Annotated in this window: 23 protein-coding genes and 1 pseudogene; 10 read left to right on the top strand and 14 right to left on the bottom strand. The window is 60.3% G+C overall.

What is annotated here, in order from left to right; translation table 11 throughout:
- Positions 1–82: 82 nt before the first annotated feature.
- From KGA97_RS12075 to KGA97_RS12065, 3 genes and pseudogenes are all read right to left on the bottom strand, one after another.
- The gene (locus KGA97_RS12075; RefSeq protein ID WP_223480832.1) at positions 83–2569 is read right to left on the bottom strand and encodes a TonB-dependent siderophore receptor; all 2487 of its coding nucleotides are present in this window, start codon (positions 2567–2569) and stop codon (positions 83–85) included.
- Between the two features lie 103 nt (positions 2570–2672).
- Positions 2673–3656 (bottom strand): annotated as a pseudogene (locus tag KGA97_RS12070) (FecR domain-containing protein).
- Between the two features lie 4 nt (positions 3657–3660).
- Positions 3661–4185 (bottom strand): sigma-70 family RNA polymerase sigma factor, encoded by a 525-nt coding sequence (locus tag KGA97_RS12065; RefSeq protein WP_192227371.1) that lies wholly within the window; start codon positions 4183–4185, stop codon positions 3661–3663.
- Positions 4186–4478: 293 nt separating this feature from the next.
- Here KGA97_RS12065 and KGA97_RS12060 point away from each other — a divergent pair, with 293 nt between their 5' ends.
- Positions 4479–4727: a transmembrane sensor/regulator PpyR gene (locus KGA97_RS12060; RefSeq protein ID WP_192227370.1), complete on the top strand. Its 249-nt coding sequence runs from the start codon at positions 4479–4481 to the stop codon at positions 4725–4727.
- A 34-nt stretch (positions 4728–4761) separates the two neighbouring features.
- Here KGA97_RS12060 and KGA97_RS12055 read toward each other — a convergent pair whose 3' ends face one another.
- Positions 4762–5682, bottom strand: a complete 921-nt coding sequence (locus KGA97_RS12055) for a LysR family transcriptional regulator (RefSeq protein ID WP_223480831.1) — start codon at positions 5680–5682, stop codon at positions 4762–4764.
- A gap of 113 nt (positions 5683–5795) precedes the next feature.
- Here KGA97_RS12055 and KGA97_RS12050 point away from each other — a divergent pair, with 113 nt between their 5' ends.
- From KGA97_RS12050 to KGA97_RS12030, 5 genes are all read left to right on the top strand, one after another.
- Positions 5796–6641: an oxidoreductase gene (locus KGA97_RS12050; protein ID WP_223480830.1), complete on the top strand. Its 846-nt coding sequence runs from the start codon at positions 5796–5798 to the stop codon at positions 6639–6641.
- A 296-nt stretch (positions 6642–6937) separates the two neighbouring features.
- Complete coding sequence (locus tag KGA97_RS12045; RefSeq protein WP_223434604.1) at positions 6938–7393, top strand: (2Fe-2S)-binding protein; 456 nt, start codon at positions 6938–6940, stop codon at positions 7391–7393.
- A 15-nt stretch (positions 7394–7408) separates the two neighbouring features.
- Positions 7409–9577 (top strand): xanthine dehydrogenase family protein molybdopterin-binding subunit, encoded by a 2169-nt coding sequence (locus KGA97_RS12040; protein WP_223480829.1) that lies wholly within the window; start codon positions 7409–7411, stop codon positions 9575–9577.
- 1 nt (position 9578) lies between these two features.
- Positions 9579–10157: a hypothetical protein gene (locus KGA97_RS12035; RefSeq protein WP_008038245.1), complete on the top strand. Its 579-nt coding sequence runs from the start codon at positions 9579–9581 to the stop codon at positions 10155–10157.
- Between the two features lie 74 nt (positions 10158–10231).
- Positions 10232–10813, top strand: coding sequence for a GGDEF domain-containing protein (locus KGA97_RS12030; protein ID WP_008038246.1), 582 nt, complete (start codon positions 10232–10234; stop codon positions 10811–10813).
- Positions 10814–10967: 154 nt separating this feature from the next.
- Here KGA97_RS12030 and KGA97_RS12025 read toward each other — a convergent pair whose 3' ends face one another.
- Positions 10968–11393: a VOC family protein gene (locus tag KGA97_RS12025; RefSeq protein ID WP_192227364.1), complete on the bottom strand. Its 426-nt coding sequence runs from the start codon at positions 11391–11393 to the stop codon at positions 10968–10970.
- 114 nt (positions 11394–11507) lie between these two features.
- Here KGA97_RS12025 and KGA97_RS12020 point away from each other — a divergent pair, with 114 nt between their 5' ends.
- Positions 11508–12389 carry a LysR family transcriptional regulator gene (locus KGA97_RS12020; RefSeq protein WP_223480828.1) on the top strand — a complete coding sequence of 294 codons (882 nt, stop codon included), beginning with the start codon at positions 11508–11510 and terminating at the stop codon, positions 12387–12389.
- 163 nt (positions 12390–12552) lie between these two features.
- Here KGA97_RS12020 and fabI read toward each other — a convergent pair whose 3' ends face one another.
- The 8 genes from fabI to gloB all read right to left on the bottom strand — a co-directional run bounded on the left by fabI (position 12553) and on the right by gloB (position 23397).
- A complete protein-coding gene (gene fabI / locus KGA97_RS12015; protein ID WP_008028639.1) occupies positions 12553–13347 on the bottom strand; it encodes an enoyl-ACP reductase FabI in 795 nt (264 codons plus the stop codon).
- A gap of 21 nt (positions 13348–13368) precedes the next feature.
- Positions 13369–14979 carry an ABC transporter ATP-binding protein gene (locus KGA97_RS12010; RefSeq protein WP_207286645.1) on the bottom strand — a complete coding sequence of 537 codons (1611 nt, stop codon included), beginning with the start codon at positions 14977–14979 and terminating at the stop codon, positions 13369–13371.
- A gap of 1 nt (position 14980) precedes the next feature.
- Positions 14981–16000: an ABC transporter permease gene (locus KGA97_RS12005; RefSeq protein ID WP_008028637.1), complete on the bottom strand. Its 1020-nt coding sequence runs from the start codon at positions 15998–16000 to the stop codon at positions 14981–14983.
- A gap of 1 nt (position 16001) precedes the next feature.
- Positions 16002–17075, bottom strand: coding sequence for a microcin C ABC transporter permease YejB (locus KGA97_RS12000; protein ID WP_008028636.1), 1074 nt, complete (start codon positions 17073–17075; stop codon positions 16002–16004).
- A 3-nt stretch (positions 17076–17078) separates the two neighbouring features.
- Positions 17079–18920 carry an extracellular solute-binding protein gene (locus KGA97_RS11995; protein ID WP_192227362.1) on the bottom strand — a complete coding sequence of 614 codons (1842 nt, stop codon included), beginning with the start codon at positions 18918–18920 and terminating at the stop codon, positions 17079–17081.
- Positions 18917–20731, bottom strand: coding sequence for an extracellular solute-binding protein (locus KGA97_RS11990; protein WP_411738681.1), 1815 nt, complete (start codon positions 20729–20731; stop codon positions 18917–18919). Before KGA97_RS11990 ends, KGA97_RS11995 begins: the two co-directional genes overlap by 4 nt.
- 341 nt (positions 20732–21072) lie before the next feature.
- Positions 21073–22530, bottom strand: coding sequence for a transglycosylase SLT domain-containing protein (locus KGA97_RS11985; protein ID WP_008028633.1), 1458 nt, complete (start codon positions 22528–22530; stop codon positions 21073–21075).
- A gap of 99 nt (positions 22531–22629) precedes the next feature.
- Positions 22630–23397 carry a hydroxyacylglutathione hydrolase gene (gloB, locus tag KGA97_RS11980; protein WP_223480826.1) on the bottom strand — a complete coding sequence of 256 codons (768 nt, stop codon included), beginning with the start codon at positions 23395–23397 and terminating at the stop codon, positions 22630–22632.
- A gap of 65 nt (positions 23398–23462) precedes the next feature.
- Between gloB and KGA97_RS11975 the strand changes: the two genes are divergently transcribed.
- Both KGA97_RS11975 and rnhA read left to right on the top strand, forming a co-directional pair.
- Complete coding sequence (locus KGA97_RS11975) at positions 23463–24221, top strand: methyltransferase domain-containing protein (protein ID WP_008038260.1); 759 nt, start codon at positions 23463–23465, stop codon at positions 24219–24221.
- Between the two features lie 90 nt (positions 24222–24311).
- Complete coding sequence (rnhA, locus tag KGA97_RS11970; protein WP_008028618.1) at positions 24312–24764, top strand: ribonuclease HI; 453 nt, start codon at positions 24312–24314, stop codon at positions 24762–24764.
- Between the two features lie 96 nt (positions 24765–24860).
- Here rnhA and KGA97_RS11965 read toward each other — a convergent pair whose 3' ends face one another.
- The gene (locus KGA97_RS11965) at positions 24861–25172 is read right to left on the bottom strand and encodes a DUF2388 domain-containing protein (RefSeq protein ID WP_008038263.1); all 312 of its coding nucleotides are present in this window, start codon (positions 25170–25172) and stop codon (positions 24861–24863) included.
- A 190-nt stretch (positions 25173–25362) separates the two neighbouring features.
- Between KGA97_RS11965 and dnaQ the strand changes: the two genes are divergently transcribed.
- Positions 25363–26121, top strand: a complete 759-nt coding sequence (dnaQ, locus tag KGA97_RS11960; protein ID WP_008038265.1) for a DNA polymerase III subunit epsilon — start codon at positions 25363–25365, stop codon at positions 26119–26121.
- The last annotated feature ends 70 nt before the right edge of the window (positions 26122–26191 follow it).

Here is a 26191-nt window from a genome sequence, read left to right as displayed (position 1 = left end):
TCTCCACGGTTCACTCGTGCTGAACTTTCAGCGTAGTCAGCCGGGAGGGGCTCGGAAGTACCGCAGATCGACAAGTTACCGATCAGAAATCCCAGCGGGTGGTCAGTTGCACGTTGCGAGGTTCACCGTAGAACCCGGTGCCAAAGTTGCCGAGCCCGGTGTAATAGGTCTGGTCGAAGAGGTTCTTCACGTTCAGCGTGGTGCTCAGGTGATCGTTGAAGCGGTAACGCGCCATGACGTCCACCAGGGCATAGCTTTGCTGGGTGATTGTCGAAGACTGGCCGAAGTTGACCGGGTCGTCGGGGTTGGGCTGGAACACATTGCCGAAGAATTCGCTCTGCCAGTTCACCCCGCCGCCGACGGTGAGTTTTTCCAGTGCCCCTGACAGCCGGTAGGTGCTGAACACCCGAACCACTTGTTCCGGCGCGGTGGTTTGCAGGATCGAGCCGTAGACGTAATCGCCCTTGGCATCGCGGGTGTGGTTGTAGCTGTAGCCGGCCGACAGATTCCAGCCTTCCATCACTTCACCCGCCACTTCGACTTCAAAGCCTTTGGTCGTGGCGCCTTGCACCGGGCGGTACACCGATTCGGTGTCGACACCGCTGACGTACTCGGCAACGTTGTCCTGCTCGATGCGGAACACCGCGAAGCTGGCGTTCAAGCGCCCGTCAAGGAATTCGGCCTTGAGCCCGGCCTCGTAGCTGTCGCCTTCCACCGGGTCGAGCAGTTTGCGCTCGGCATCCTTGCTCATCTGCGGCTGATAAATGCTGGTGTAGCTGGTGTACACCGACCAGGTGTCGTCGAGGTCGTAGACCAGCCCGGCATAGGGGGTGACCACGCCGGTCTGGCGATAGCTGTCGCGCACATCCTTGGTGGTCGGGTCGCTGTAGTCCAGCTCATCGCTGGCAGTGAAGCGGCTGACCCGGGCGCCGAGGATCACCGCCAGGTCGTCGGTTGGCTTGAGGCGGGTGGCCAGGTAGGCGCCGGTCTGACGCTGGTCGATGTCGTTGTCGCCGACCCTGGCAATGTCCGGTTTCGCGAACTCGCCGCGCCAGTCGAAGATGCTGCCGTCGAGGGGCGGGTAGACCGAACCGTGCACCGGAATGTCCTGGCGCGTGTGCATCGACATGAAACCGGCGATCAGCTCATGCTCACGACCCAGCAGGCTGAACGGGCCGGTGAAATTGACGTCGAGGTTGTCCTGCAACTGGTCGCCCTTGAACCGGCCCATGTACATGAACATGCCGTTGCCGGTGAGCGGGTCCGGATTGCCGCCGCTGGCAGAGGCGAGGAAGGTGTCGTGCTGGCGATGCTTGCGGTCGTAGCTGACCTTCAGCTTCCAGTCATTCACCAGTTGCTGTTCCACCGAGGCGAAGATCGTCTGGTTGGTGAAATCGCGCCGGCTCCAGTCGGTGGCCGGGTTGAACGAACGGGAAAAACGGGTGCGCGAACCGTCGCTGTTGTACATCGGGAAACCGGTCCAGCTGGCGCCACGGGAGCGGGTATTTTGCTGGTCGATACCGAAGGTCACGAGAGTGCCCTGCGTCAGGTCGGCTTCGAGGATGCCGTAGGCGATGTCGCGGGTGTTGCGGTAGTTGTCCAGGTACGCGCTGCGGTCTTGATACGCCCCGACGAAACGCCCGCGCACGTTGCCGCTCTCCGTCAGTGGGCCAGCAATGTCGCCAGTGCTGCGATAGTTGTCCCAGGAGCCGACGGCGCCGGTGATCGAGGCCTTGAATGCTTTGGTCGGGCGCTTGCGGATCAGGTTGACGGTGGCCGATGGGTCCCCAGAACCGGTCATCAGCCCGGTGGCGCCCTTGATGATCTCGACGCGATCGAAGGTCGCCATGTCGGTGCTGGTGGTGCCGTAATCGTAAACGCCGTCGTAGTCGGTGTTGACACCGTCGTACTGGAAGTTGGTGATCGGCAGGCCACGGCTGGAAAACTCCCAACGCTCGCTGTCGTAGTTCTGCACACTGACGCCGGGTACGCGGCGCAGGGCGTCGGCGATGCTGGTGGAGCCCTGATCGTCGAGTTGCTGGCGGGTGATGACCGACACCGACTGCGGGGTTTCACGCAAGGACAGCGACAGCCCGGTGGCTGAAGAGGTCGATCCGAGGGTGTAGGCGTGGCTGTCTTCGGTGATGGCGCCGAGTGCCCGGCCGGAAACGTTGGTGGTGCCCAGTTCCAGCGGCCCATTCGTTGCGGGTGCAACCTGCAGGACATAGCCGCGGTCGCCCTGCGGCTGGGCTTGCAAGCCACTGCCTTGCAACAGTCGCTGCAAGCCCTGTTGCACGGTGAATTCGCCTTCAAGCCCCGGGCTGTATTTATCACTCGCCAGATCGTTGCGGCCGGCGAGGAATATCCCCGCCTGTTCGGCGAAACGGTTGAGTGCGCTGACCAACGAGCCGGCAGCGACCGTGTAATAACGCTTCTGGCGGGTGGACTGTTCACTGGTGCCGGCTGTTCCGGCGTGGGCGAGGGCCGGGGCAAGACTCAGCAGCGCGACCGGAAGGGCCAGTGCCAACGGACGCAAGGCAAAACGAGTGCGAGCGAAGGAGTCGCGCAAAAGGGTGTTCCCTGGAATCAGATCGAGCGGCAATTGAAGTGCTTCACAGGGTTAACCGAACGAAAAACCAAAAAGGGAACTGTGGCGTTGAAATGTTTTTGGTTCACGCTTTTGGCGCGACGTTGACCCACCAGTCCATGGTTTTTTCGACGCGTATTGGTAGCGCCGCTTCCAGCAGGCGCAAGGCTTGATCGGTGTCCTTGAGCGGAAACGACCCCATCACCGGCAAACCGGCGATGGCCGGGTCGCACGCCAGATGCCCCGGTCGGTAGCGGCTCAATTCCTCGATCAACTGCCCCAGCGGCAGGTTGTCCGCCAGCAACAGACCACGGCGCCAGGCTTCGCGGCCCGCCGCTGCTTCGGTGGAAGGTGGCGTGTGGTTTTGCGTGAACGCCAATTGTCGTCCGGCCTCGACCACCTGCACCTGGCCCGCCGTGGTTCGAACTTCGACCGCGCCTTCGTAGACGTTCAGCAACGTCCGCTGTTGTTCCTGGCGCACGCTGAAACGAGTGCCGAGCGCGCGCATCCGGCCTTCGGCGGTTTGCACCAGAAACGCTCGGCTGCTGTCCTTGGCGGTATCAATCAACACTTCCCCGGCATTCAACAGCAGCAGGCGTTGCGTGGTGTCGAAACGCACATTCAGCGCGCTGAGGGCGTTGAGCCAGATGCGGCTGCCATCGCTCAGGAGGCTTTCCCGGGTTTCGCCGGTGCCCGTAGAAAGATCGGCGGTCCATCGGCCCAGAACGTCCGGCAGCGAAGATTCCCGCCAGGCGTTCCAGCCCAGTAGCCCGCCCGATGCGAGAATGAGCAGGCTCTTGACTGTCTGCCGACGGCTGATCGGCGAGCGCGCGGTATTACGCAGCACAAGTCCGGCGGCCTGCGGGTGATCATCCTGTAGCGCGGCAAAGCGCTGGCCAACACGCTCGACATAGCGCCAGGCCGCCTGATGATCGCCACTTTGCGCCAGCTAGGCTTGCCAGCGCTGACGTTCCTGATCGCCGACGTGCTGATCGTTGAGTTGCACATACCATTGCGCCGCTTGTTCGAGGCTGGCATGGCTGATCGAGTTGGAAGAGACGGCGGGCATGGCGCTACTCGATCAACAGGCCATCGAGTTCGGCCTCAAGCATCGCGCAGTGCATCAGCGCCTGTGCCAGGTACTTTTTCACCATGCGTTCGCACACGCCGATTTCTTCGGCGATGGCGCGGTAGGGCAGGCCATGCAACTGGGCCAGGATGAACGCGTCGCGCACATTCTTTGGCAGGCGCAGCAGCATGGCGTCCACTTCATACAAGGTCTCGACGATGATTGCCCGTTGCTCCGGCGACGGTTGAACCGCCTGCGGGCGTGCAGCCAGCGTTTCCAGCCACGCCTGTTCCAGCTGTCGACGGCGCCAGTGATCGATGCACAAGCCACGGGCAATGGTCGCCAGGTAGGAGCGCTCGCGACTTTCGCAGTCGAACACTTGAGGGCGCTTGAGCACGCGGATAAAGGTGTCATGGGCCAGGTCGGCAGCATCGAACGCATTGCTCAAGCGTCGGCGCAGCAGCTCATGCAGCCAGCGGTGATGCGTGACGTAGAGGTTCTGAACGCTGGAAGAATCGGCGACCATCATCGTGAACAGATATCCATGGGCGACAGGCGCCGTTGGTGCAAATAAGAATTGGTCGCGATTAAAACAAAAGGTTCAGCTGCGTGCAAATGATATTGGTTTGCTTTTAGGGTGTGTAGACAGGCAGAGGGCCTTGGTGAAGTCAAATTGACTCTTGCCGTAGTCGTATTGACTGTTCTGGCGTCAGGTCAAATTGACTGCCTTCGTCGCAGCGTGTTGATTTTTATAGCTTAAAAAACTGGCACGAAACCTGAAGTAACAAACGTACAACTGGTCTGATTCGGGAGTACGGAAATATGTTCGCTTACTTCAGCAATCCTCAGAATGTCTTGCACCTGTCGAGCAACATGTTGGGCGCGGGCCTGGCGCTGTTGCTGGCAGGCATCTACGGCGCTTATCTCTACGCCGGACACCTGCCGATCGTGGTGTTGGTCGCGATGCATGCCATGACCATCATCGGGCCGACCCTGATCAAGATCGGCTATGTCATGCGCCTGCTGGCCCAGCATCGGATGGGCAAAGGTTTGGTCACCGCAGCGGTTTGAGGCATCAGACCGGCATTTTGTTTGTACCGAGACGCTAGCCTCGTCCCAGACCACCCTGTTCGGCGATCCAGCGGGTGGCCAGGTCGATAAAGGCGCGCAACTTCGGTTGAGTCTGGGTTCTGCCGGGGAAATACAGGTACAGCGCCGAACTCAGTGGCACGAACGGTTGCAGCACCCGCACCAGTCGGCCGTCCGCCAACTCATCGGCGATTTCCAGATCGCAGGCATACGCCAGGCCCGAACCGCTACGGGCGGCAGCCACCAGCAACCTTCGGTCATTGACGATCACGCCGCCCTCGACACCCACCGTAAAATCGCGCCCCTCGCGGCGAAACTCCCAGCGGTGTGCGCTCCCCGAGGTCGAAAAGCGAAAGCCGATGCATTGATGGCGGGTCAGGTCTTCAGGGCTGGCCGGTTTGCCTGCCTTGGCGAAGTACTCCGGCGCACCCACCACCGACCATTGCAGATCCGGCGTGAGGCGCACCGCGACCATGTCTTTTTCGATGGACTCGCCCAGGCGGATCCCGGCATCGAAACCGCCAGCCATCAGGTCCACCGTGGCGTCATCAAGAGAGATGTCGAGGGTGACTTGCGGATAAGCCTCGCGAAACAGCGGAATCAGCGGCTCCATCAACAAGGCCCCGGACAGCCTCGGTGCAGTGAGGCGCAGCGTGCCCATGGGCTGGTCGCGAAAGCCGCTGAGTACCGCCAGCGCCTCATCGATTTCACTGGCCGCAGGCCGCAACCGCGCAAACAGGCTGGCCCCGGCTTCAGTCAACGCCACCCGGCGTGTGGTGCGCTGGAACAGCAACACGCCCGTACGGCGCTCGAGCAATTTGATCGCATGGCTGACAGCCGTGGGGGTGACCGCCAATCGGGTCGCGGCGAGGGTGAAACTCTTGTGCTCGGCCACCGCCAGAAATTCGGTCAAGCCATCGAAAGGATCGTGATTCATCGCGGTGCCATTATGAAAGAGCGTTTCATAGTGCTTGTAACACGAGGGCATTTTTCCGGGCAATCTTCCTGCGTACCTTGTGCCTACCCCCACTGCACACAAGGAACACGCTCATGACCACCTCCAATAACTTCAAGCGTATCTGGCTCATCACAGGCGCTTCTCGCGGTATCGGCGCAAAAATCGCCGCCGCCGCGCTGGGCAACGGTGACGCGGTGGTTGCCACCGCCCGCGATGCCAACAGCATCACTCAGCGTTTTGGCGATCAACCCGGTTTGCTGGCCGTCACCCTCGACGTCACTGACGAAGCGCAAAGCGTTGCGGTCGCAAAAGCCGCCATCGAGCACTTCGGACGCATCGACGTGCTGGTCAACAACGCCGGTTTCGGTTTGCTCGGCGCAGTAGAAGAAGCCACTGCCGATGAAGTACGCCGCGTGTACGAAACCAATGTCTTCGGTTTGATGAACGTCACTCGCGCCGTCCTGCCTTACATGCGCGCCGCTCGCAGCGGGCATGTGATCAACCTGTCATCGGTGGGAGGTTACAGATCCGGGGCGGGATTCGGTGTTTACTGCTCGACCAAATTCGCCGTCGAAGGCTTGAGTGAAGCGCTGCATGCCGAGCTGGAGCCGCTGGGCGTCAAGGTCACCATCGTTGAACCGGGCTATTTCCGCACGGAGTTTCTCGAAGGCAATTCGCTGGTCGAATCGCCGTCCTCGATTGCCGACTACGACGGCACTGCGGGCGAAGTACGCAAGATTGCCAAGGCCGTGACCCTGAATCAGCCTGGTGATCCGGACAAACTGGCCCAGGTCATGATCACCCTGGTGGAAGCGCAAAAAGCACCGCTGCGCCTGCCGCTGGGCAGTGACTGCGTCGCGGCGATCGAAGCCAAGAACGCCTATGTCGCCGGTGAGTTGCAGGCCTGGCGCGAAGTGTCGGTGTCCACCGATTTCTAAGCCCCGACGCAACCTGTAGGAGCCAGCTTGCTGGCGAAGCGGCAGCGGCCATAAAACCGCTTCGCCAGCAAGCTGGCTCCTACAGGTTTGGGGTGGTTTTGAGAGTACCGGTGGTCGATGAACCGGTCTCGCCCGGCAATTTGCGCTTAGCTATAGGGATAACCCAAACAGCGCTACCTGTAGGAGCGAAGCTTGCTCGCGAAGGGGCCGTGTCATTTGACATGGAAGTCGTCTGATACACCGCCTTCGCGAGCAAGCTTCGCTCCTACATGGGCCGTGAGTCTGAGGAATTCGCCATGCTGACCCTCAACATCAATGGCAAGGATCAGGCACTGGATGTCCCTGCGGACATGCCGCTGCTTTGGGTCCTGCGCGATGTCACGCACCTGACCGGTACCAAATTCGGTTGCGGCATGGCCCAGTGCGGTGCCTGCACCGTGCATGTCGACGGGGCGCCGCTGCGCTCCTGCATCACGCCCGCCACGGCGGTGGCCCATGGGCAAAAAATTCTCACCATTGAAGGCCTGTCCACCGACGGTTCGCACCCGGTGCAACAAGCCTGGGCCGAACTCGATGTGGTCCAGTGTGGCTACTGCCAGTCCGGGCAGATCATGTCGGCGGCGGCGCTGCTGGCGAAGATCCCCAAGCCCACCGACAGCGACATCGACCAGGCGCTCTCCGGCAACATCTGCCGCTGCGGCACCTACCCGAGGATTCGTGCCGCGGTCAAACGCGCCGCCGACATCGGTTGACGGGAGTCATGCGCCATGAACAGCATCAATCCGTTATCGCGCCGTGGTTTTCTCAAGGGCAGCGCAGTGCTGGGCGGTGGGCTGGTGATCGCCTTTGTCATCCCCGGCACCCACCGTTTTGCCATGGGCGCCGAGAATCAGGGCAACGTCTTCGCGCCCAATGCATTTTTACGAATCGGTAACGACAACAGCGTCACCGTGCTGCTCGGCCATTCTGAAATGGGCCAGGGCATCTGGACCGGCCTGACCATGCTGATCGCCGAAGAGCTGGACGCCGACTGGTCGAAAATCCGCGTCGAACACGCCCCGGCGTCGGCCGCCGACTATGGTCTGCCCGGGTTTGGCGGGATGCAAATCACTGGCGGTTCGACCTCGACCTGGATGGAGTTCGATCGTTACCGTCAGGCGGGCGCGGCGGCGCGGTTGATGCTGATCGAAGCCGCCGCCAAGCGCTTCAATGTCGCGCCTTCGGAAATTCGCACCGAGTCGGGTGTGGTCATTGCCGGCGACCACCGCGCCACGTACGGCGAACTGGCCGATGACGCGGGCAAGCTGCTGGCACCGGACCCGGCGTCGATCAAGTTCAAGGAGGCGAAAGACTGGAAGGTCATCGGCAAACCGACCAAACGCCTGGACACACCGGAGAAAATCACCGGGCGAGCCAAATTCGGGATGGACGTGCAGTTCGACGGACTCATGACCGCGATGGTTGCCCGCGCGCCGGTGTTCGGTGGCAGCGTCAAATCCTTTGAAGGCGCGCAAGCGCTGGAGATCCCGGGCGTGCACAAAGTGGTGCAGGTGCCGACGGGCGTCGCGGTGATTGCCGATCATTACTGGGCGGCGAAACTGGGGCGCGATGCGCTGAAGGTCGATTGGGATCTGGGACCGAACATCGGGCTAGACAGCCAACATCTGCTGGAGAGCTTTCGCAAACTCGCCGCCACGCCGGGCACTTCGGCCAGCAAGGCCGGGGATGCACAGGGCGCTTTGCGCAAGGCAGCGAAGGCGATTGACGTCGAGTACAGCGTGCCGTACCTGGCTCATGCGCCAATGGAACCGCTCAATTGCACGGTGAAAATCACCCAGGACAAATGCGAAATCTGGACCGGTACGCAGTTCCAGACGCTGGAGCAGATGATCGCGGGAAAAATAACCGGGCTCAAACCCGAGCAGGTCGAGATTCATACCGAGTTTCTGGGCGGCGGTTTCGGCCGGCGGGCCAACCCGACTTCGGACTTTGTCGCTGAGGCGGTGGAGGTCGCGAAGGCGGCGGGCGGCCCGGTGAAAACGGTGTGGTCGCGTGAGGACGACATTCGTGGCGGCTATTACCGCTCGGCGTTCCTGCATCAGGCGCGTATCGGCCTGGATGCCAGTGGAATGCCGATGGCGTGGAAGCACGTGATGGTCGGGCAGTCGATCATGGACGGCACAGCGTTTGCGGCCACCATGGTCAAGGACGGTATCGACAAAACGTCGGTCGAAGGCGTTGTCGACAGCCCTTACATCGAGGGCTTGGCCGATCATCAAGTGGAACTGCATTCGCCGAAAACCGGCATCACCGTGTTGTGGTTGCGTTCGGTCGGACACACCCACACGGCGTTCGTGATGGAGTCGCTGATCGATGAGCTGGCCGAAGCGGCAGGCAAGGACCCGGTGGAGTACCGGCGAACCTTGCTCAAGGACCATGCGCGGCATCTTGGTGTGTTGAACCTGGCGGTCGAGAAGGCCAATTGGACAGCGCCATTACCGGATGGGCATGCACTGGGTGTCGCGGTGCATGAGTCGTTCGGCAGCTACGTTGCGCAGGTTGCGGAGGTATCCCAGGACAACCTGAAGATCCGCGTGCACCGGGTGGTGTGCGCGGTGGACTGCGGAATTGCGGTCAACCCGATGAGCATCGCGGCGCAAATGGAGTCGGCCATCACCTTCGGCCTCGGCTTTACCCTGCACAGCAAACTGACCTTCGAGAATGGGCAGGTGGTGCAGTCCAATTACCACGACTATCAGGTGCTGCGCCTGAACGAAATGCCAGTGGTTGAAGTGCATATCGTGCCCAGCACCGACAAACCCGGCGGCATCGGTGAGGCTGGCGTGCCGCCCACGGCGCCAGCGGTGGCCAACGCAGTGTTTGCCCTGACCGGGCAACGGTTGCGCGAACTGCCCTTGCAACTGTCGGGGGTGTGAGATGAGGCGACATCTGATTCTGGGCGCAGTGGTGCTGATCCTCCTGACGATCTACGCCACGGACCTGTTCTCAGAGGATAGAGAAGCGTTGAAGGCTTTCGATACCGTGCAGAAAGTGTTTCAGAGCCCGCGCTGCCAGAACTGCCATATTCCCGGTGATTCACCGTTGCAGTTCGATGCCGGAACGCCCCACGCGATGAACGTCGTACGCGGCATGGACGGCAAGGGCGCGGCCGGTTTGCCGTGCGCCACCTGCCACGCCGACAGCAATCCGCCGGCCAGTTACGGCCCGCATGCTCCGCCGGGTGCGCCGCACTGGAGCCTGCCGCCTGCGGCGCACAAAATGGCCTGGATCGGGCTGCCGGCCGACAAATTGTGCGCAATGATCAAGGACCGCTCCAGTAATGGCGACCGGGATTTCGCCGCGCTGATCAAGCATGTAAGCGACGACAAACTGGTGCTGTGGGGCTGGAATCCGGGTGAAGGGCGAGCGCCGGTGCCGGTGCCGCACGATATCTTCGTCACTCAATTCAAGCGCTGGGCCGAGGCCGGTGGGCCTTGTCCGGTGGTGGGCAGTTGACCGACGGTCCGTTAACCGGGAGTCAAACCGGGTATGGACCACTCTAAAGAACATACCCGCCAATGGAGTGAGTCATGCTGAACCCAGGCAAACCGGTAAAACACGGCGCTAACGCAGACCCGTTGCTGTCGCCCCAGCAAGCGCGTCAATTGCTGCGTGATCAGGCCCGTAAAGCCGAGCAGGAAGTGATTGGTGTGCAGATGGCGAGCATGGATGAGTTGACGCTGCTGTCCAACCGTCACGGCTTCACGACACTGGCCCAACTGGGGCTGGACGCCTGTCAGCAACTGGAAAAGCCGGCCACGCTGCTGTTTTTCGACCTCGATAATTTCAAGCACATCAACTATTTGTACGGTCGCGCCGAGGGTGATGACGCGCTGAAAACCTTTGCCGACGTGCTGCGCATCGCCTTCCGCGAAAACGATGTGATTGGCCGGCTCGGCGACGACGAGTTTGTGGCCTTGTTGACCGGTTCAAGCGCCGTGGACATTGGCGCCATCAAGTCGCGGCTCGAAGAAATCCTCGACGAGCGCAATGCCACGATGCGTCGCGGTTATGACATTCGCTTCAGCATTGGCCAGGTTGAGTACGACATTAATCTGCATCACTCGATCGATGAACTGCTGATTGAGGCGGAGAGGGCGTTGCATCGGTAGGCTGGAATTTCGGTGGTATATGAGCGGGCCTCATCGCGAGCGGGCTCGCTCCCACAGTGGATCTTCGCAGAATACAAAACCTGCATCCGGCACAAATCCTTGTGGGAGCGAGACCGGCTTGCCGGCGATGAGGCCCTCAAAATCACCCATATCTTCACTTGGCAAACAGCTGCCCGATATCCTTGAACGCTTTGAACTCCAGCGCGTTACCGCAAGGATCAAACAAAAACATCGTCGCCTGTTCGCCAACCAACCCCTGAAACCGAATACCCGGTTCAATCACGAATCGGGTGTCGCGCGCCTTCAGCCGTTCAGCCAAACCCTCCCACTCATCCATCCCCAGCACCACGCCAAAATGCGGCACCGGTACGTCATGCCCGTCCACGGCGTTTGTATGCGCCGCTTCCTGTGAGGCGTTTTTGGGCGCCAGGTGAATCACCAACTGGTGGCCGAAAAAATTGAAGTCGACCCAATGGTCGCTGGACCGGCCTTCCTCCAGGCCGAAGACGTCACGGTAAAAAGTCCGGGCTGCCGCGAGGTCATATACCGGGATTGCCAAGTGAAAAGGGGAGAGTTGCATCGCTGTGCCTCGCAGATTGACGGTGGTTGAGGTGGAGTTTAGCGCTGTGCTTTTCGATTAAAAGACGATAGTTTTTGCATCGAGCTCAAATTATTTCGATCAATCGAGACCGTCATGCTGCGTGAACTGAAAACCTTCATCGCTGTTACACGCTACGGCACATTCGCCGCCGCCGGCATGCACATCGGCCTGACGCAGTCGGCAGTCAGCGCGCAGATGCGCAATCTGGAACAGGCGTTGGGCATTCGTTTATTCGATCGCACCGGGCGTCAGGCGATTCTCAATGCGGCAGGGCAACGGGCGTTGCCGATGGCCCGGGAGATGCTGGAAACCTTCAGTCGCATGGCGGTCAGCGATGACGTCAGCGAATACCGCGGCGAGCTGAAGATTGGCGCAGTGGCCACGGCCCAGACCGGGTTGCTGCCCCAGGCGTTGTTGCGGCTGCGTCAGCAAGCGCCGTTGCTGGAGCCGAAACTGGTGCCGGGCGTTTCGCTCAATTTGCTGAGCCAGGTCGATACCGGGGAGGTTGATCTGGCCATCCTGATCAAGCCGCCGTTCGAGTTGCCCAAGGAGTTGTCGGCGCAGGTCATTCGCAAGGAACCGTTTGTGCTGATCGTGCCGCGGGAGCTTGAAGGTGATGACCCGTTGCAGATCCTCGCGGACCATCCCCATGTGCGCTACGACCGCAATTCCTTCGGTGGGCGCCTGGTGACGCGGTTCCTGCGTGAGCAGCAGATTGATGTGCAGGTGGCTTTGGAGCTGGATGAACTGGAAGCCATCGTCAAAATGGTTGAATGCGGATTGGGTGTTTCGTTGCTTCCTGAGGCTGGGTTGTGGCTTGAGTATGGCGCGAAGGTGCGGATCATCCGGTTGGGCGAACTGACGTTCTACCGCGAGATTGTGCTGTTGCAGCGCTACAGCCAACGTTTGCAGCCAATCCAGCAATTATTTGCCAACTGCCTGACCTCAATCGACCTGAACACACAATCCCTGTAGGAGCCGGCTTGCTGGCGATGGCGGTGTGTCAGCCGATATATTGATTGTCTGAACGGACGCTATCGCCAGCAAGCCGGCTCCTACAGGGGATTGCGTTGAGTCTGAAATCGCAGGCACAAAAAAACCCGCCTACAGAGGCGGGTTTTTTCGTTACCGTCGAAGATTACTCTTCGAGGCTGCCCATGGCCGTGGTGTTGAAACCACCGTCCACGTACATGATTTCACCGCTGATGCCGGACGCCAGGTCCGAGCACAGGAAGGCGCCGGCGTTGCCGACTTCTTCGATGGTGACGTTGCGACGCAGCGGGGTTTGCGCTTCGTTGGCGGCCAGCATCTTGCGGAAGTTCTTGATGCCGGAAGCGGCGAGGGTGCGGATCGGGCCAGCCGATACGCAGTTGACGCGAGTGCCGTCCGGGCCCAGGGAGCCGGCCAGGTAACGTACGCCAGCTTCCAGCGAAGCCTTGGCCATGCCCATTACGTTGTAGTTAGGCATGGTGCGCTCGGCACCCAGGTACGACAGGGTCAGCAGGCTGCCGTTGCGGCCTTTCATCATTTCGCGGCCAGCTTTGGCCAAAGCCACGAAGCTGTAGGCGCTGATGTCGTGAGCAATGCGGAAACCTTCACGGGTGGTGGCTTCGGTGAAGTCGCCGTCCAGTTGGTCGCCCGGGGCGAAGCCGACGGAGTGCACGATGCAATCCAGGCCATCCCACTTCTTGCCCAGCTCAACGAAGACCTTGGCGATTTCTTCATCGCTGGCCACGTCGCACGGGAAGCACAGGTCCGGGTTGGAACCCCAGCTTTGTGCGAACTCTTCGACACGACCCTTGAGTTTGTCGTTCTGATAAGTGAAGGCAAGCTCAGCGCCCTCGCGATGCATGGCGGCAGCGATGCCGGATGCGATGGACAGCTTGCTGGCGACACCGACGATCAGTACGCGCTTACCGGCGAGAAAACCCATGTGTTGCTCCTCTCTTTCAGGTTATTGCGCAGTGGCTGGTGCCAGAAAAGCGGCTTCCAGCAACTGCTGTGTATACGGATGTTGGGGGGCGGCAAAGATACTTTGCGCGTCTCCCTGTTCGACCACTTGGCCATGCTTGACCACCATCAGCTGGTGGCTCAGCGCTTTGACGACAGCCAGGTCATGGCTGATAAACAGATACGTCAGGTTGTACTTGGTTTGCAGTGAACGCAAAAGCTCCACCACTTGGCGCTGCACTGTCCGGTCGAGGGCCGAAGTCGGCTCGTCCAGCAGAATCAGCGCCGGTTTTAGCACTAATGCCCGGGCAATGGCGATTCTCTGCCGCTGCCCGCCGGAAAATTCGTGGGGGTAGCGGTGCCGGGTTTCCGGATCCAGACCTACCTCCTTGAGTGCCGCAATAATCGCTTGTTCCTGTTCTGCCTCGGTGCCCATCTTGTGAATCCGCAGGCCTTCGCCAACGATCTGGCTCACGCACATCCGCGGGCTCAGGCTGCCGAACGGGTCCTGAAACACCACCTGCATCTCCCGACGCAGCGGCCGAACCTGTTGTTGCGTCAGGCAGTCTAGCTGCTTGCCTTCAAAACGGATCGCACCTTTGCTGCCAATCAGCCGCAAAATCGCCAAACCGAGTGTCGACTTGCCGGAACCGCTTTCTCCCACGATCCCCAGGGTCTGTCCCTGAGGCAGGCTGAAATTGATCCCGTCCACTGCTTTGATGTGATCGACGGTCTTTTTCAGCAAGCCTTTCTTGATCGGGAACCAGACTTTCAAGTCCTCGACCTGCAGCAGCGGCGGGCCAATCACATTGGTCGCCGGCTTGCCGCTGGGCTCCGCTGCCAGCAGTTCCCGAGTGTACGGATGCTGCGGCGCGCGGAACAACTCTTCGCACGATGCCTGTTCGACGATGCAACCGCGCTGCATGACACATACGCGATGCGCAATTCTTCGCACAAGGTTCAAATCGTGACTGATCAGTAACAATGCCATGCCCAGACGGGTCTGCAATTCCTTGAGCAATTCGAGGATTTTCAGCTGGACGGTCACGTCCAGCGCGGTGGTCGGTTCGTCTGCGATCAGCAGCTCCGGCTCGTTGGCCAGGGCCATGGCGATCATCACCCGCTGGCGCTGGCCGCCGGACAATTCATGGGGCAGGGCTTTCAGGCGCTTCTCGGGTTCCGGAATGCCGACCATTTCCAGCAGTTCCAGCGTACGTTTGGTCGCGACTTTGCCGATCAAACCTTTGTGGATGCTGAGAACTTCGTTGATCTGCTTCTCGATCGAGTGCAGCGGATTGAGCGAAGTCATCGGCTCCTGAAAGATCATCGCGATCCGGTTGCCACGGATGTGGCGGATGGTTTTTTCTTTCAGGCTCAGCAAGTCTTGCCCGGAGTACTCGATGGTGCCGGACGGATGCCGGGCGAGCGGGTAGGGCAGCAGGCGCAGGATCGAGTGCGCGGTGACCGATTTGCCGGAACCGCTTTCACCCACCAACGCCAGGGTTTCGCCGCGCTTGATGTCGAAGCTGACACCTTCGACCACCCGCTGGCAGCGCTCGCCAACGACGAATTCGACGGCCAGGTCGCGCACTTCGATCAGATTGTCCTGATTCATTTCACTTCCTCGGGTCGAAGGCATCGCGAGCGGACTCGCCGATGAACACCAGCAGACTCAACATCAACGCCAGCACCGCAAACGCGCTCATGCCCAGCCACGGCGCTTGCAGGTTGGATTTGCCCTGGGCCACCAGCTCACCGAGCGACGGCGCGCCCGGCGGCAGGCCGAAACCCAGGAAGTCCAGCGCCGTCAGCGTGCCGATGGCGCCGGTGAGGATGAACGGCATGAACGTCATGGTCGAAACCATCGCGTTGGGCAAGATGTGGCGGAACATGATCGCACCATTCTGCATCCCCAGCGCCCGGGCCGCGCGCACGTATTCGAGGTTGCGTCCGCGCAGGAACTCGGCACGCACCACGTCCACCAGGCTCATCCACGAAAACAGCAGCATGATCCCCAGCAGCCACCAGAAGTTCGGCTGGACGAAGCTGGCGAGAATGATCAGCAGATACAGCACCGGCAACCCGGACCAGATCTCCAGGAACCGTTGCCCGGCCAGGTCGACCCAGCCGCCATAGAAACCCTGCAAGGCACCGGCAATCACGCCGATGATCGAGCTGAGAATGGTCAATGTCAGCGCGAACAGCACCGAAATCCGGAAGCCGTAAATCACCCGCGCCAACACATCGCGCCCCTGATCGTCCGTGCCCAGCAGGTTGTCGGTCGACGGCGGCGCCGGTGCCGGGACTTTCAGGTCGTAGTTGATGCTTTGGTAGCTGTAGGGAATCGGCGCCCATAGCACCCACGCATCCTTGGCCTTGAGCAGTTCGCGGATATACGGGCTCTTGTAGTTGGCTTCCAGCGGGAATTCGCCGCCGAACGTAGTCTCCGGGTAACGCTTGAGCGCCGGGAAGTACCAGCTGTTGTCGTAATGCACCACCAAGGGTTTGTCGTTGGCGATCAGCTCGGCACCGAGGCTCAGGCCGAACAACACGAGAAACAGCCACAGCGACCACCAGCCGCGCTTGTTGGCCTTGAACAGTTCGAAACGCCGGCGATTGAGAGGGGACAGGTTCATCTCAATGCTCCCGGCTTTCGAAGTCGATACGCGGATCGACAAAGGTGTACGTCAGATCGCCGATCAGTTTCACCACCAATCCCAGCAGGGTGAAGATGAACAACGTGCCGAAGACCACCGGGTAATCACGGTTGATCGCCGCTTCGAAACTCATCAGCCCCAGTCCGTCGAGGGAGAAAATCACCTCCACCAGCAACGAACCGGTGAAGAAAATCCCGATGAACGCCGACGGGAAACCGGCAATCACCAGCAGCATGGCGTTGCGGAACACGTGGCCGTAGAGCACACGGTGATTGGTCAGGCCCTTGGCCTTGGCGGTGACCACGTACTGCTTGTTGATTTCATCGAGGAAGCTGTTTTTGGTCAGCAGGGTCATGGTGGCGAAGTTACCGATCACCAGCGCCGTCACCGGCAATGCCAGGTGCCAGAAGTAATCGAGAATCTTGCCGCCCATGCTCAGTTCATCGAAGTTGTTCGAGGTCAGTCCCCGAAGCGGGAACCAGTCGAAATAGCTGCCGCCGGCGAACACCACAATCAACAGAATGGCGAACAGGAACGCCGGGATCGCGTAACCGACGATGATCGCCGAACTGGTCCAGACGTCGAAGTGACTGCCATGTCGCGTGGCCTTGGCGATCCCCAGCGGGATCGACACCAGGTACATGATCAGCGTGCTCCACAGACCGAGGGAGATCGACACCGGCATCTTTTCCTTGATCAGGTCGATGACCTTGGCGTCGCGAAAGAAACTGTCGCCGAAATCCAGGGTGGCGTAGTTCTTGACCATGATCCACAAACGTTCCGGCGCCGATTTGTCGAAGCCATACATGTGCTCGATTTCTTTCACCAGCGCGGGGTCCAGACCCTGGGCGCCACGATAGGCCGAGCCGGCCACCGACACCTCTGCACCACCGCCGGCAATGCGGCTGGTGGCGCCTTCGAAACCTTCGAGCTTGGCGATCATCTGCTCCACCGGCCCGCCGGGGGCGGCCTGGATGATCACGAAGTTGATCAGCAAAATGCCGAGCAGCGTCGGGATGATCAGCAGCAGTCGCCGAAAAATATACGCCAGCATCTATTACTCCGTGCCCGCAGGGTCGGCTTGCAGTTTGGTTTCGACTTCTATCGCCGGTGTCACGTTGGGCTTGATCCACCAGGTGGCCGTACCGATGTCGTACTTGGGTGAGATTTTCGGGTGGCCGATATGGTTCCAGTAAGCCACGCGCCAGGTCTTGATGTGCCAGTTGGGGATCACGTAATAACCCCATTGCAGCACGCGGTCCAGTGCACGGGCGTGAGCTACAAGGCTTTTGCGCGAATCGGCGTTGATCAGTTGCTCGACCAGTTGGTCCACCACCGGGTCTTTCAGGCCCATGGAGTTGCGGCTGCCGGGTTTGTCGGCGGCGGCAGACATCCAGAATTCGCGCTGTTCGTTACCCGGCGAGTTGGATTGCGGGAAGCTGCCGACAATCATGTCGAAGTCCCGTGAACGCACACGATTGATGTACTGCGAGACGTCGACCCGGCGAATCACCAGGTCGATCCCCAGGTCGCTGAGATTGCGCTTGAACGGCAGTAGCACCCGTTCGAACTCGGTCTGGGCCAGCAGGAACTCGATGTTCACCGGTTTGCCGTTGGCGTCGACCATCTTGTCGTCGACGATCCGCCAGCCGGCTTCCTGCAACAGCTGATAAGCCTTGCGCTGCTGCGTGCGGATCATGCCGCTGGCGTCGGTCACCGGGTTCTGGAAGGCCTCGGTGAATACCTGTTCGGGGATCTTGCCACGGAACGGGTCGAGAATGGCCAACTGATCGGCATCCGGTAAACCGGTGGCGGCCATTTCCGAGTTTTCAAAGAAACTGCGGGTGCGCACGTAGGCGCCGTTGAACAGCTGCTTGTTGGTCCATTCAAAGTCCAGCAACAACGTCAGCGCCTGGCGCACGCGCACGTCCTGGAACACCGGGCGGCGCAGGTTGAACACAAAGCCCTGCATACCGGTCGGGTTGCCGTTGGGGATCTGTTCCTTGTTCAACCGACCTTCGGCAACCGCCGGAATGTTGTAGGCGTTGGCCCAGTTCTTCGCGCTCATTTCCAGCCAGTAATCGAACTGTCCGGCCTTGAGTGCTTCCAGGGCCACGGTGTTGTCGCGGTAGTAATCGGTGGTCATCACGTCGAAGTTGTAGAAACCTCGGTTGGCCGGCAGGTCCTTGCCCCAGTAATCCTTGACCCGCTCGTAGCGAATCGAGCGCCCGGCCTTCACCTCGCTGACCTTGTACGGGCCGCTGCCCAACGGCATTTCCAGGTTGCCCTTGTTGAAATCCCGGGTCGCCCACCAGTGTTTGGGCAGTACCGGCAACTGGCCGAGGATCAACGGCAGTTCGCGGTTGTTGGTGTGCTTGAACTTGAACAGCACGGTCAGCGGGTCTTCGGCGACTGCTTCAGCGACGTCGCTGTAGTAACCGCGGTACATCGGTGCGCCGTCCTTGATCAGCGTTTCGAAGCTGAACACCACGTCTTCGGCACGAATCGGATGACCGTCGTGGAAGCGCGCTTCAGGGCGCAGGTAGAAACGCACCCAGCTGTTGTCCGGGGCTTTCTCGATCTTGCCGGCAACCAATCCATATTCGGTGAACGGTTCATCGAGTCCCTGTTTGGCCAGGGTGTCGTAGATCAGCTCGATGTCGCCGGCCGACACGCCTTTGCTGATGAACGGGTTGAGGCTGTCGAAGCCGCCGAAGCCGGCCTGACGGAAGACCCCGCCCTTGGGCGCGTCCGGATTCACGTAGTCGAAATGCTTGAAGTCGGCCGGGTATTTCGGTGGCTCGTTGTACAAGGTCAGGGCGTGTTGCGGCGCGGCGCAGGCCAGCCCGGCGAACAACAGGCCGCTGGCCTGCAAGAGCAGGGCGCGTACGGGTTTCATCGATCTTTCTCCGAAGATTTCAGCCACCACGCGCTCAGGCCCAGCGTATAGGGCGGCGTGGTGACAAAGGCGAACCGGTTGCGGTAGGCCAGGCGGTGATAATTGAGGTACCAGTTGGGAATGATGTAGTGCTGCCATAACAACACGCGGTCCAGGGCTTTGCCGGCGGCAACCTGTTCATCGCGGGTCTGGGCGGCGAGCAATTGCTCGAGTAAATGGTCAACCACCGGGTTGGCGATGCCCGCGTAATTTTTGCTGCCCTTGACCCCGACCTGGCTGGAATGGAAGTACTGCCATTGCTCCAGACCGGGGCTGAGGGTCTGGTTCAGGGTCATCAGAATCATGTCGAAATCGAACTGGTCGAGGCGCTGTTTGTACTGGGCGCGGTCCACCGTGCGCAACCGGGCATCGATGCCGATACTGGCGAGGTTCTCGACATAAGGCTGGAGGATGCGTTCCAGATTCGGGTTGACCAGCAGGATCTCAAGCGAGAGCGGCTGGCCCTTGGCGTTTTCGACTCGTTGACCGTTGAGCTTCCAGCCGGCCTCGGCGAGCAGGCTCAGGGCCTGGCGCATGGTGTCCCGCGGAATGCCGCGCCCTTGGGTCTGCGGCAGGCTGAACGGCTCGGTGAGCAGTTTGGCGGGCAATTGCTCGCGGTACGGCTTGAGCATCAACCACTCATGACCGACCGGCAGACCGGTGGCCGAGAATTCGCTGTTGGGGTAGTAACTCATGGCGCGTTTGTAAGCACCGCTGAACAGCGTGCGATTGGTCCACTCGAAATCGAACATCAGCCCCAGCGCTTCGCGCACCTTTGCGTCGGAGAAGGCCGGACGCCGGGTGTTCATGAACAGGCCCTGGCTCTGGGTCGGGATCTGGTGCGGGATCTGCGCCTTTATGACATCGCCTCGTCGCACGGCCGGGAAGTTGTAACCGTTAGCCCAGTTTTTCGCCTGATGCTCGATGTAGATGTCGAACTCGCCGGCCTTGAAGGCTTCGAACGCGACGTCGCTGTCGCGGTAGAACTCGACTTCCATGCGGTCGACGTTGTACTTGCCGCGATTGACCGGCAGATCTTTGCCCCAGTAATCCTTGACCCGTTCAAACACAATCTGGCGCCCGGGCGTGACCGAGGTCATGCGATAAGGGCCACTGCCCAGCGGCGGCTCGAAGGTGGTGGCCTTGAAGTCGCGATCTTTCCAGTAATGCTGCGGCAGCACCGGCAACTCGCCCAGGCGCAAGATCAGCAGTGGATTGCCAGCGCGCTTGAAGACGAAGCGGATGCGCTGTGGGTTGAGCACGTCGACCCGCAACACTTCCTGGAGATTGGTGCGGTATTGCGGATGGCCTTCCTTGAGCAGCAATCGATAAGAGAACGCGACGTCATACGCGGTGATCGGCGTGCCATCGTGAAAGCGGGCTTCGGGGCGCAGGTTGAACACCACCCAGCTGCGGTCTTCGCTGTATTCCACCGATTGGGCGATCAGGCCATAACTGGAGGTGGGTTCGTCGCCGGACGGCGCGTATTGGCCGGTGCCGACCATCAGCGGCTCGTTGAGCTCGTTGATGCCGTACTGCAGGAAATTCGCGGTGGAAACCGGGCTTGAGCCCTTGAAGGTGTACGGGTTGAGCGTATCGAAGGTGCCAAACGCCATCACCCGCAACGTACCGCCCTTGGGCGCTTGCGGGTTGACCCAGTCGAAATGGGTAAATCTGGCCGGGTACTTGAGCGTGCCGAACTGCGCATAACCATGGCTTTCGCTGATCGTCGCACTTGCGGAGGAGCTCAAGGCCAGGCTGATGAGGAGCAGGAGGAGGGGACGCTTCAAGTCAGAGATCCGATCCAGGCGGCTTGGGCTTTGTGGGCCGTACAGTAACAGCTTGTATGGACAGGAAAAAGACGGGGATTTAACGACCCCTTAATTGCCGGGGCAGATCCCTTGTGGAGGCTTGGAAACCTATTTGATCGCTCGTCGCACACAAACCCTGTAGGAGCCGGCTTGCTGGCGATGGTCGTTAACGATAACGCGTGAAATCTGGTCAAACGCGGCGCACTTGAGCCCATCGCCAGCAAGCTGGCTCCTACAGGGGTTGTGTGAACCTGTTTTATGGTGTTTGGGCAAAAAAAAGCCCCTGAAGTCAGGGGCTTTTTTTAGTGCGGCGAAGCAACCGTCAACATCTGGCCCGGCTTCAGCGCCTGGCCGACACGCGGGTTCCAGCGCTTGAGGTGCTGCATTTCAACGTTGAAACGCTTGGCCACGATGTACAGCGAGTCACCTTGCTGGACCTTGTATTGGGTCTGCGGTTTCTTGGTGTCCGTCTTGCTATTCGTCTTGGTGTTGGCGGCCACTACGGTGTTGACGCGTCCGGAGCTGCGCTTGGTCTTGTCCTGCATCACCAGCGTCTGGCCAACCTTGAGGTCCTTGCCTGTCAGCTTGTTCCAGCGTTGCAGGTCTTTTACGTCGACCTTGTTGGCCTTGGCGATGGTGCCGAGGTTGTCGCCACGTTTCACGCGGTAGGCGCGTTTGAGGCTGGCGATCTGGGTATCGTCTGCGCCTTCGAACACCGGTTTGAGCGACTTCTTGCTGATCAGCTCTTCAGGACGCATGGTCGACAGGCTGGCGGTCAGCAGTTGCGCCTTGGACGTCGGCACCAGCAAATGCTGAGGGCCGTCCAGAGTGGTGGTGCGCTGCTTGAAGGCCGGGTTGAGCTGGAACAGCTCGTCTTCGTCGATATTGGCCACCGCTGCAACCTTGGACAGGTCCATGCGCTGGTTGATTTCGACGGCCTGGAAATACGGCTCGTTGGCGATCGGGTTGAGGTTCACGCCGTAGGCTTCGGGCGCCAGGACCACTTGCGACAGGGCCAGCAACTTCGGCACATAGGCCTGGGTTTCCGACGGCAGTGGCAGGTTCCAGTAATCGGTGGGCAGGCCAAGTCTTTCGTTACGTTCGATGGCCCGGCTGACCGTACCTTCACCCGCGTTGTAAGCCGCGAGGGCCAGCAGCCAGTCGCCGTTGAACATGTCGTGCAGACGGGTCAGGTAATCCATCGCGGCGGTGGTCGACGCGGTAATGTCGCGACGGCCATCGTAGAAACGGGTCTGGCGCAGGTTGAAGTAACGCCCGGTGGAAGGAATGAATTGCCACAGGCCAACCGCGTCGGCCCGGGAATAGGCCATAGGGTTGTAGGCGCTTTCAATCACTGGCAGGAGTGCCAGTTCCAGCGGCATGTTGCGTTCTTCAAGGCGTTCGACGATGTAGTGAATGTAGAGACTGCCGCGTTCGCCGGCGTTTTCGAGGAAGGAAGGGTTGCTGGCGAACCACAGGCGCTGTTGCTCGATGCGCGGGTTGACGCCCAGGCCTTCCTGCAACTGGAAGCCCTGGCGCATGCGCTCCCAGACGTCCTGTGGAATTTGCGGGCTAGGCTTTTCGCTGAGCCAGATGGGCTTCTGTTTGGCTCGCGCTGCGATGTTCGGGGTATGTGCCGCGTCGGTCTGCGGCACATGGCTGGAACAGCCCGCCAGAGTGGCGGACACAGCCACCGCTATGGCTTGAGCCAAGCGGGTCAATGCGTCTGAATTGATGGCTTTACGAATAGATGACGACATTGGCTGGAAGTAAGTTCCGGGCAAAAATGTCGGGCGATTCTAGAAAGTGCACCCCTTGCGGTCAACCATTCAGATTTTTCGCACCAACGGCAAGCCCTCTCAGAACTTATCCTTCCAAGCGCGCAGAGCAGCAAAAACCGCACTCGGAGCCCGGTTATAGGTGCCATTCCGTTCGTCCACTTTTTCTTTAACAGATGTTTCGTCGACACGTAAAAACGGGTTTGTCAGCTTTTCCAAAGCGATCGACGAAGGCAGCGTGATGATGCCCGCTGCACGTTGTTCGGTGACTTTTGCCAGCCGTTCGACGGTATGTGGGTTGCCGGGCTCGACCGCTACGGCGAAACGCAGGTTGCTCAGGGTGTATTCATGCGTGCAATACACCTGCGTATCCTCGGGAAGCGACGCGAGGCGTGTCAGCGAGGTGTGCATTTGCTCGGGCGTGCCTTCGAACAACCGCCCGCAACCGGCGGCGAACAGGGTGTCGCCACAAAAAAGCAGGCCCTGATGATAAAAAGCGATGTGTCCCAGGGTGTGACCGGGTACTTCGATGACTTCAAAGTCGCAGCCGAGCACGTTGATACGGTCGTTGTCCTTGAGCGCGACGTCCCGCGCCGGGATGGTTTCACTGGCCGGGCCGTAGACCTTCGCGTCCGTCGCTTTTTTCAACTGTTCGACGCCGCCGACATGGTCGTGATGATGGTGAGTGATCAAAATATCACTCAGTGCGCAACCCGGATTCGCCGCGAGCCAGGCCTGGACCGGCGCGGCATCGCCGGGATCGACCACCGCACAGCGTCGCGTGTCGGGGTCTTGCAACAACCAGATGTAGTTGTCGGTGAAGGCGGGCAGGGCACTGATCTGTATCATCGTCGGATTCGCCAAGCGGAAAACAATGGCGCATCTTAGAACTTCCTGGCGCGTTGGAGAATGCAATGACTGATAAAGCGTTCGCTCAGGCTGATCCTGACTGGCTGGCCCTGATCAGCGCGGCCCGTGAATGGCTGTCCGGCCCCATCGGGCAGTTTCTGCTGGACGAAGAACGACGCATGCTCGAAGACGAGCTGGGGCGCTTCTTCGGTGGCTATCTGGTGCATTACGGTCCTTCGGCCGAGACACCGCCGTCGGCGCCGCAGGTCCAGCGCAATGTGCGGCTGGGTGCGCCATTGCCGGGCGTCGAGATTGTGTGTGAAGAGCAGGCCTGGCCGTTGAGCGAGCATGCTGCCGATGTGGTGGTGTTGCAGCACGGCCTGGATTTCTGCCTGTCGCCCCATGGTTTGCTGCGCGAAGCGGCCAGCAGCGTGCGCCCCGGCGGGCATTTGCTGATCATCGGGATCAACCCCTGGAGCAGCTGGGGCTTGCGCCACGTGTTCGCCCATGACGCCTTGCGCAAGGCGCGGTGCATTTCGCCGTCGCGGGTCGCCGACTGGCTGAACCTGCTGGGCTTCGCGCTGGAGAAACGCCGCTTCGGGTGCTATCGTCCGCCGCTTGCGTCCCCGGCCTGGCAAGCCCGTTTGGCCGGTTGGGAGCGCAAGGCCGGTGATTGGCAACTGTCGGGTGGCGGCTTCTATTTATTGGTCGCGCGCAAGATCGTGGTCGGCCTGCGGCCGGTTCGTCAGGAACGTCGCGAGCCGATGGGCAAGTTGATTCCATTGCCGATGGCCAAGGTCAACCGCCGCAACATCGAGCCGTAACACTTTTTATATTCCCGGCCGGGCGCGTCCCGGCCTCGGGCATCGTCGATCAACGGTCGGCGGGCCACCGCATTTTCTGGATAGATTGGCATGAGCGATAGCGTAGAACTCTTCACCGACGGCGCCTGCAAGGGCAATCCTGGCCCAGGCGGCTGGGGCGCATTGCTGGTGTGCAAGGGCGTTGAAAAAGAACTCTGGGGTGGCGAAGCCAACACCACCAACAACCGTATGGAGCTGATGGGCGCGATTCGCGGGCTGGAAGAACTGAAGCGTTCCTGCGACGTGCTGCTGGTGACAGACTCGCAGTATGTGATGAAAGGCATCAACGAATGGATGGACAACTGGAAGAAACGCGGCTGGAAAACGGCAGCGAAAGAACCGGTAAAAAATGCTGACCTGTGGAAATTGCTGGACGAGCAAGTCAACCGCCACAACGTCACCTGGAAGTGGGTGCGCGGGCACATCGGGCATCACGGCAACGAGCGGGCCGACCAGTTGGCTAACCGTGGCGTGGATGAAGTGCGCGGTTACAAACAAGCCTGACCTTTGTAGGAGCCGGCTTGCCGGCGATAGCGTTCCTGAGATCAATACAAGGCTCAGGACCTATCGCCGGCAAGCCGGCTCCTACAAGATCGGTGTTCACAGCATCAAAATGGCGTTGGCCAGTTGTTGGTCTGAATACTGATCGCTCAGCCCGCCACGAATCCTCTCGAATGCCGCTTCAATCCGCGCCCCGCGAATCTCCCCGTCACTCGCCACAAACGCTGCCGCATCATCCTTGGCCGCCAGCACAATCTTGTCGTCCTTGAATGATCCGCTCGTGCCCTTGGACGAACTCAAGGTCAGGCTCAACGTGATATCGGTGCTGATTACAAAACTGGTGGCCTGGGCGGTGGTTGCGATCAGGCAGCCGCCCAGGACCAGCAGGCGTAGCGATTGTGTGGTGGTCATGACGAGCTCAAATCCATCGGAAACAAGCCGCGCACGCTATCAAGCCGTTCTTTGCCAAACTTTATGAACATTGCTAATGATTGTTAAAAACTGCATGAGCTTCAGTCATTTGCCTGTGCGCACGCCTGATCCCGTGGGCGTGTTAACATCGCCGTTTTTGCACGATTGACCCGTTGAGAGCTGAGCACTGATGGCCACCAGATCCGTTGTACTCGATACCGAAACCACCGGCATGCCGGTGACCGACGGCCACCGGATTATCGAAATCGGTTGTGTCGAGTTGATCGGTCGGCGCCTGACCGGCCGGCATTTTCACGTTTACCTGCAACCGGACCGCGAGAGTGATGAAGGCGCCATCGGCGTTCACGGCATCACCAACGAATTCCTGGTGGGCAAGCCGCGCTTCACTGAAGTGGCTGATGAGTTTTTCGAATTCATCAAGGGCGCGCAGCTGATCATCCATAACGCGGCGTTCGACGTTGGCTTCATCAACAACGAATTCGCCCTGATGGGCCAGCACGATCGTGCGGACATCACGCAACACTGCTCGATCCTCGACACCCTGATGATGGCCCGGGAACGTCACCCGGGGCAGCGCAACAGCCTCGACGCCTTGTGCAAACGTTATGGCGTCGACAACTCCGGCCGTGAGCTTCACGGCGCCTTGCTCGACTCCGAGATTCTCGCCGACGTTTACCTGACCATGACCGGCGGCCAGACCAGCCTGTCGCTGGCCGGCAATGCGTCCGACGGCAACGGGTCCGGCGAAGGTGCGGACAACTCGGCCACGGAGATCCGCCGTTTGCCGGCCGATCGCCAGCCAACCCGCATCATCCGCGCCAGTGAAGATGATTTGGCGCAGCACATGGCCCGTCTGGAAGTCATCGCCAAATCCGCCGGTGCACCATCGCTGTGGCAGCAACTGCTTGAGGCTGAAGCTCAGGCTTGAATCTCGCGGATAGACATCGAATCTGTAGGAGCCAGCTTGCTGGCGATTGCGGCGGGGCAGTCGACACGTT

The organism is Pseudomonas sp. BF-B-15, from assembly GCF_019946675.1.
Taxonomy (GTDB): Bacteria; Pseudomonadota; Gammaproteobacteria; order Pseudomonadales; family Pseudomonadaceae; genus Aquipseudomonas; species Aquipseudomonas migulae.
This window is presented reverse-complemented; position numbering and strand designations above follow the sequence as displayed.

What these genes read in the sequence shown, in the direction of transcription:
- KGA97_RS12065 (WP_192227371.1), bottom strand. Translation starts at nt 4,185, where the DNA reads ATGATGGTCGCCGATTCTTCCAGCGTTCAGAACCTCTACGTCACGCAT.
- KGA97_RS12060 (WP_192227370.1), top strand. Translation starts at nt 4,479, where the DNA reads ATGTTCGCTTACTTCAGCAATCCTCAGAATGTCTTGCACCTGTCGAGC.
- KGA97_RS12055 (WP_223480831.1), bottom strand. Translation starts at nt 5,682, where the DNA reads ATGAATCACGATCCTTTCGATGGCTTGACCGAATTTCTGGCGGTGGCC.
- KGA97_RS12050 (WP_223480830.1), top strand. Translation starts at nt 5,796, where the DNA reads ATGACCACCTCCAATAACTTCAAGCGTATCTGGCTCATCACAGGCGCT.
- KGA97_RS12045 (WP_223434604.1), top strand. Translation starts at nt 6,938, where the DNA reads ATGCTGACCCTCAACATCAATGGCAAGGATCAGGCACTGGATGTCCCT.
- KGA97_RS12040 (WP_223480829.1), top strand. Translation starts at nt 7,409, where the DNA reads ATGAACAGCATCAATCCGTTATCGCGCCGTGGTTTTCTCAAGGGCAGC.
- KGA97_RS12035 (WP_008038245.1), top strand. Translation starts at nt 9,579, where the DNA reads ATGAGGCGACATCTGATTCTGGGCGCAGTGGTGCTGATCCTCCTGACG.
- KGA97_RS12030 (WP_008038246.1), top strand. Translation starts at nt 10,232, where the DNA reads ATGCTGAACCCAGGCAAACCGGTAAAACACGGCGCTAACGCAGACCCG.
- KGA97_RS12025 (WP_192227364.1), bottom strand. Translation starts at nt 11,393, where the DNA reads ATGCAACTCTCCCCTTTTCACTTGGCAATCCCGGTATATGACCTCGCG.
- KGA97_RS12020 (WP_223480828.1), top strand. Translation starts at nt 11,508, where the DNA reads ATGCTGCGTGAACTGAAAACCTTCATCGCTGTTACACGCTACGGCACA.
- fabI (WP_008028639.1), bottom strand. Translation starts at nt 13,347, where the DNA reads ATGGGTTTTCTCGCCGGTAAGCGCGTACTGATCGTCGGTGTCGCCAGC.
- KGA97_RS12010 (WP_207286645.1), bottom strand. Translation starts at nt 14,979, where the DNA reads ATGAATCAGGACAATCTGATCGAAGTGCGCGACCTGGCCGTCGAATTC.
- KGA97_RS12005 (WP_008028637.1), bottom strand. Translation starts at nt 16,000, where the DNA reads ATGAACCTGTCCCCTCTCAATCGCCGGCGTTTCGAACTGTTCAAGGCC.
- KGA97_RS12000 (WP_008028636.1), bottom strand. Translation starts at nt 17,075, where the DNA reads ATGCTGGCGTATATTTTTCGGCGACTGCTGCTGATCATCCCGACGCTG.
- KGA97_RS11995 (WP_192227362.1), bottom strand. Translation starts at nt 18,920, where the DNA reads ATGAAACCCGTACGCGCCCTGCTCTTGCAGGCCAGCGGCCTGTTGTTC.
- KGA97_RS11985 (WP_008028633.1), bottom strand. Translation starts at nt 22,530, where the DNA reads ATGTCGTCATCTATTCGTAAAGCCATCAATTCAGACGCATTGACCCGC.
- gloB (WP_223480826.1), bottom strand. Translation starts at nt 23,397, where the DNA reads ATGATACAGATCAGTGCCCTGCCCGCCTTCACCGACAACTACATCTGG.
- KGA97_RS11975 (WP_008038260.1), top strand. Translation starts at nt 23,463, where the DNA reads ATGACTGATAAAGCGTTCGCTCAGGCTGATCCTGACTGGCTGGCCCTG.
- rnhA (WP_008028618.1), top strand. Translation starts at nt 24,312, where the DNA reads ATGAGCGATAGCGTAGAACTCTTCACCGACGGCGCCTGCAAGGGCAAT.
- KGA97_RS11965 (WP_008038263.1), bottom strand. Translation starts at nt 25,172, where the DNA reads ATGACCACCACACAATCGCTACGCCTGCTGGTCCTGGGCGGCTGCCTG.
- dnaQ (WP_008038265.1), top strand. Translation starts at nt 25,363, where the DNA reads ATGGCCACCAGATCCGTTGTACTCGATACCGAAACCACCGGCATGCCG.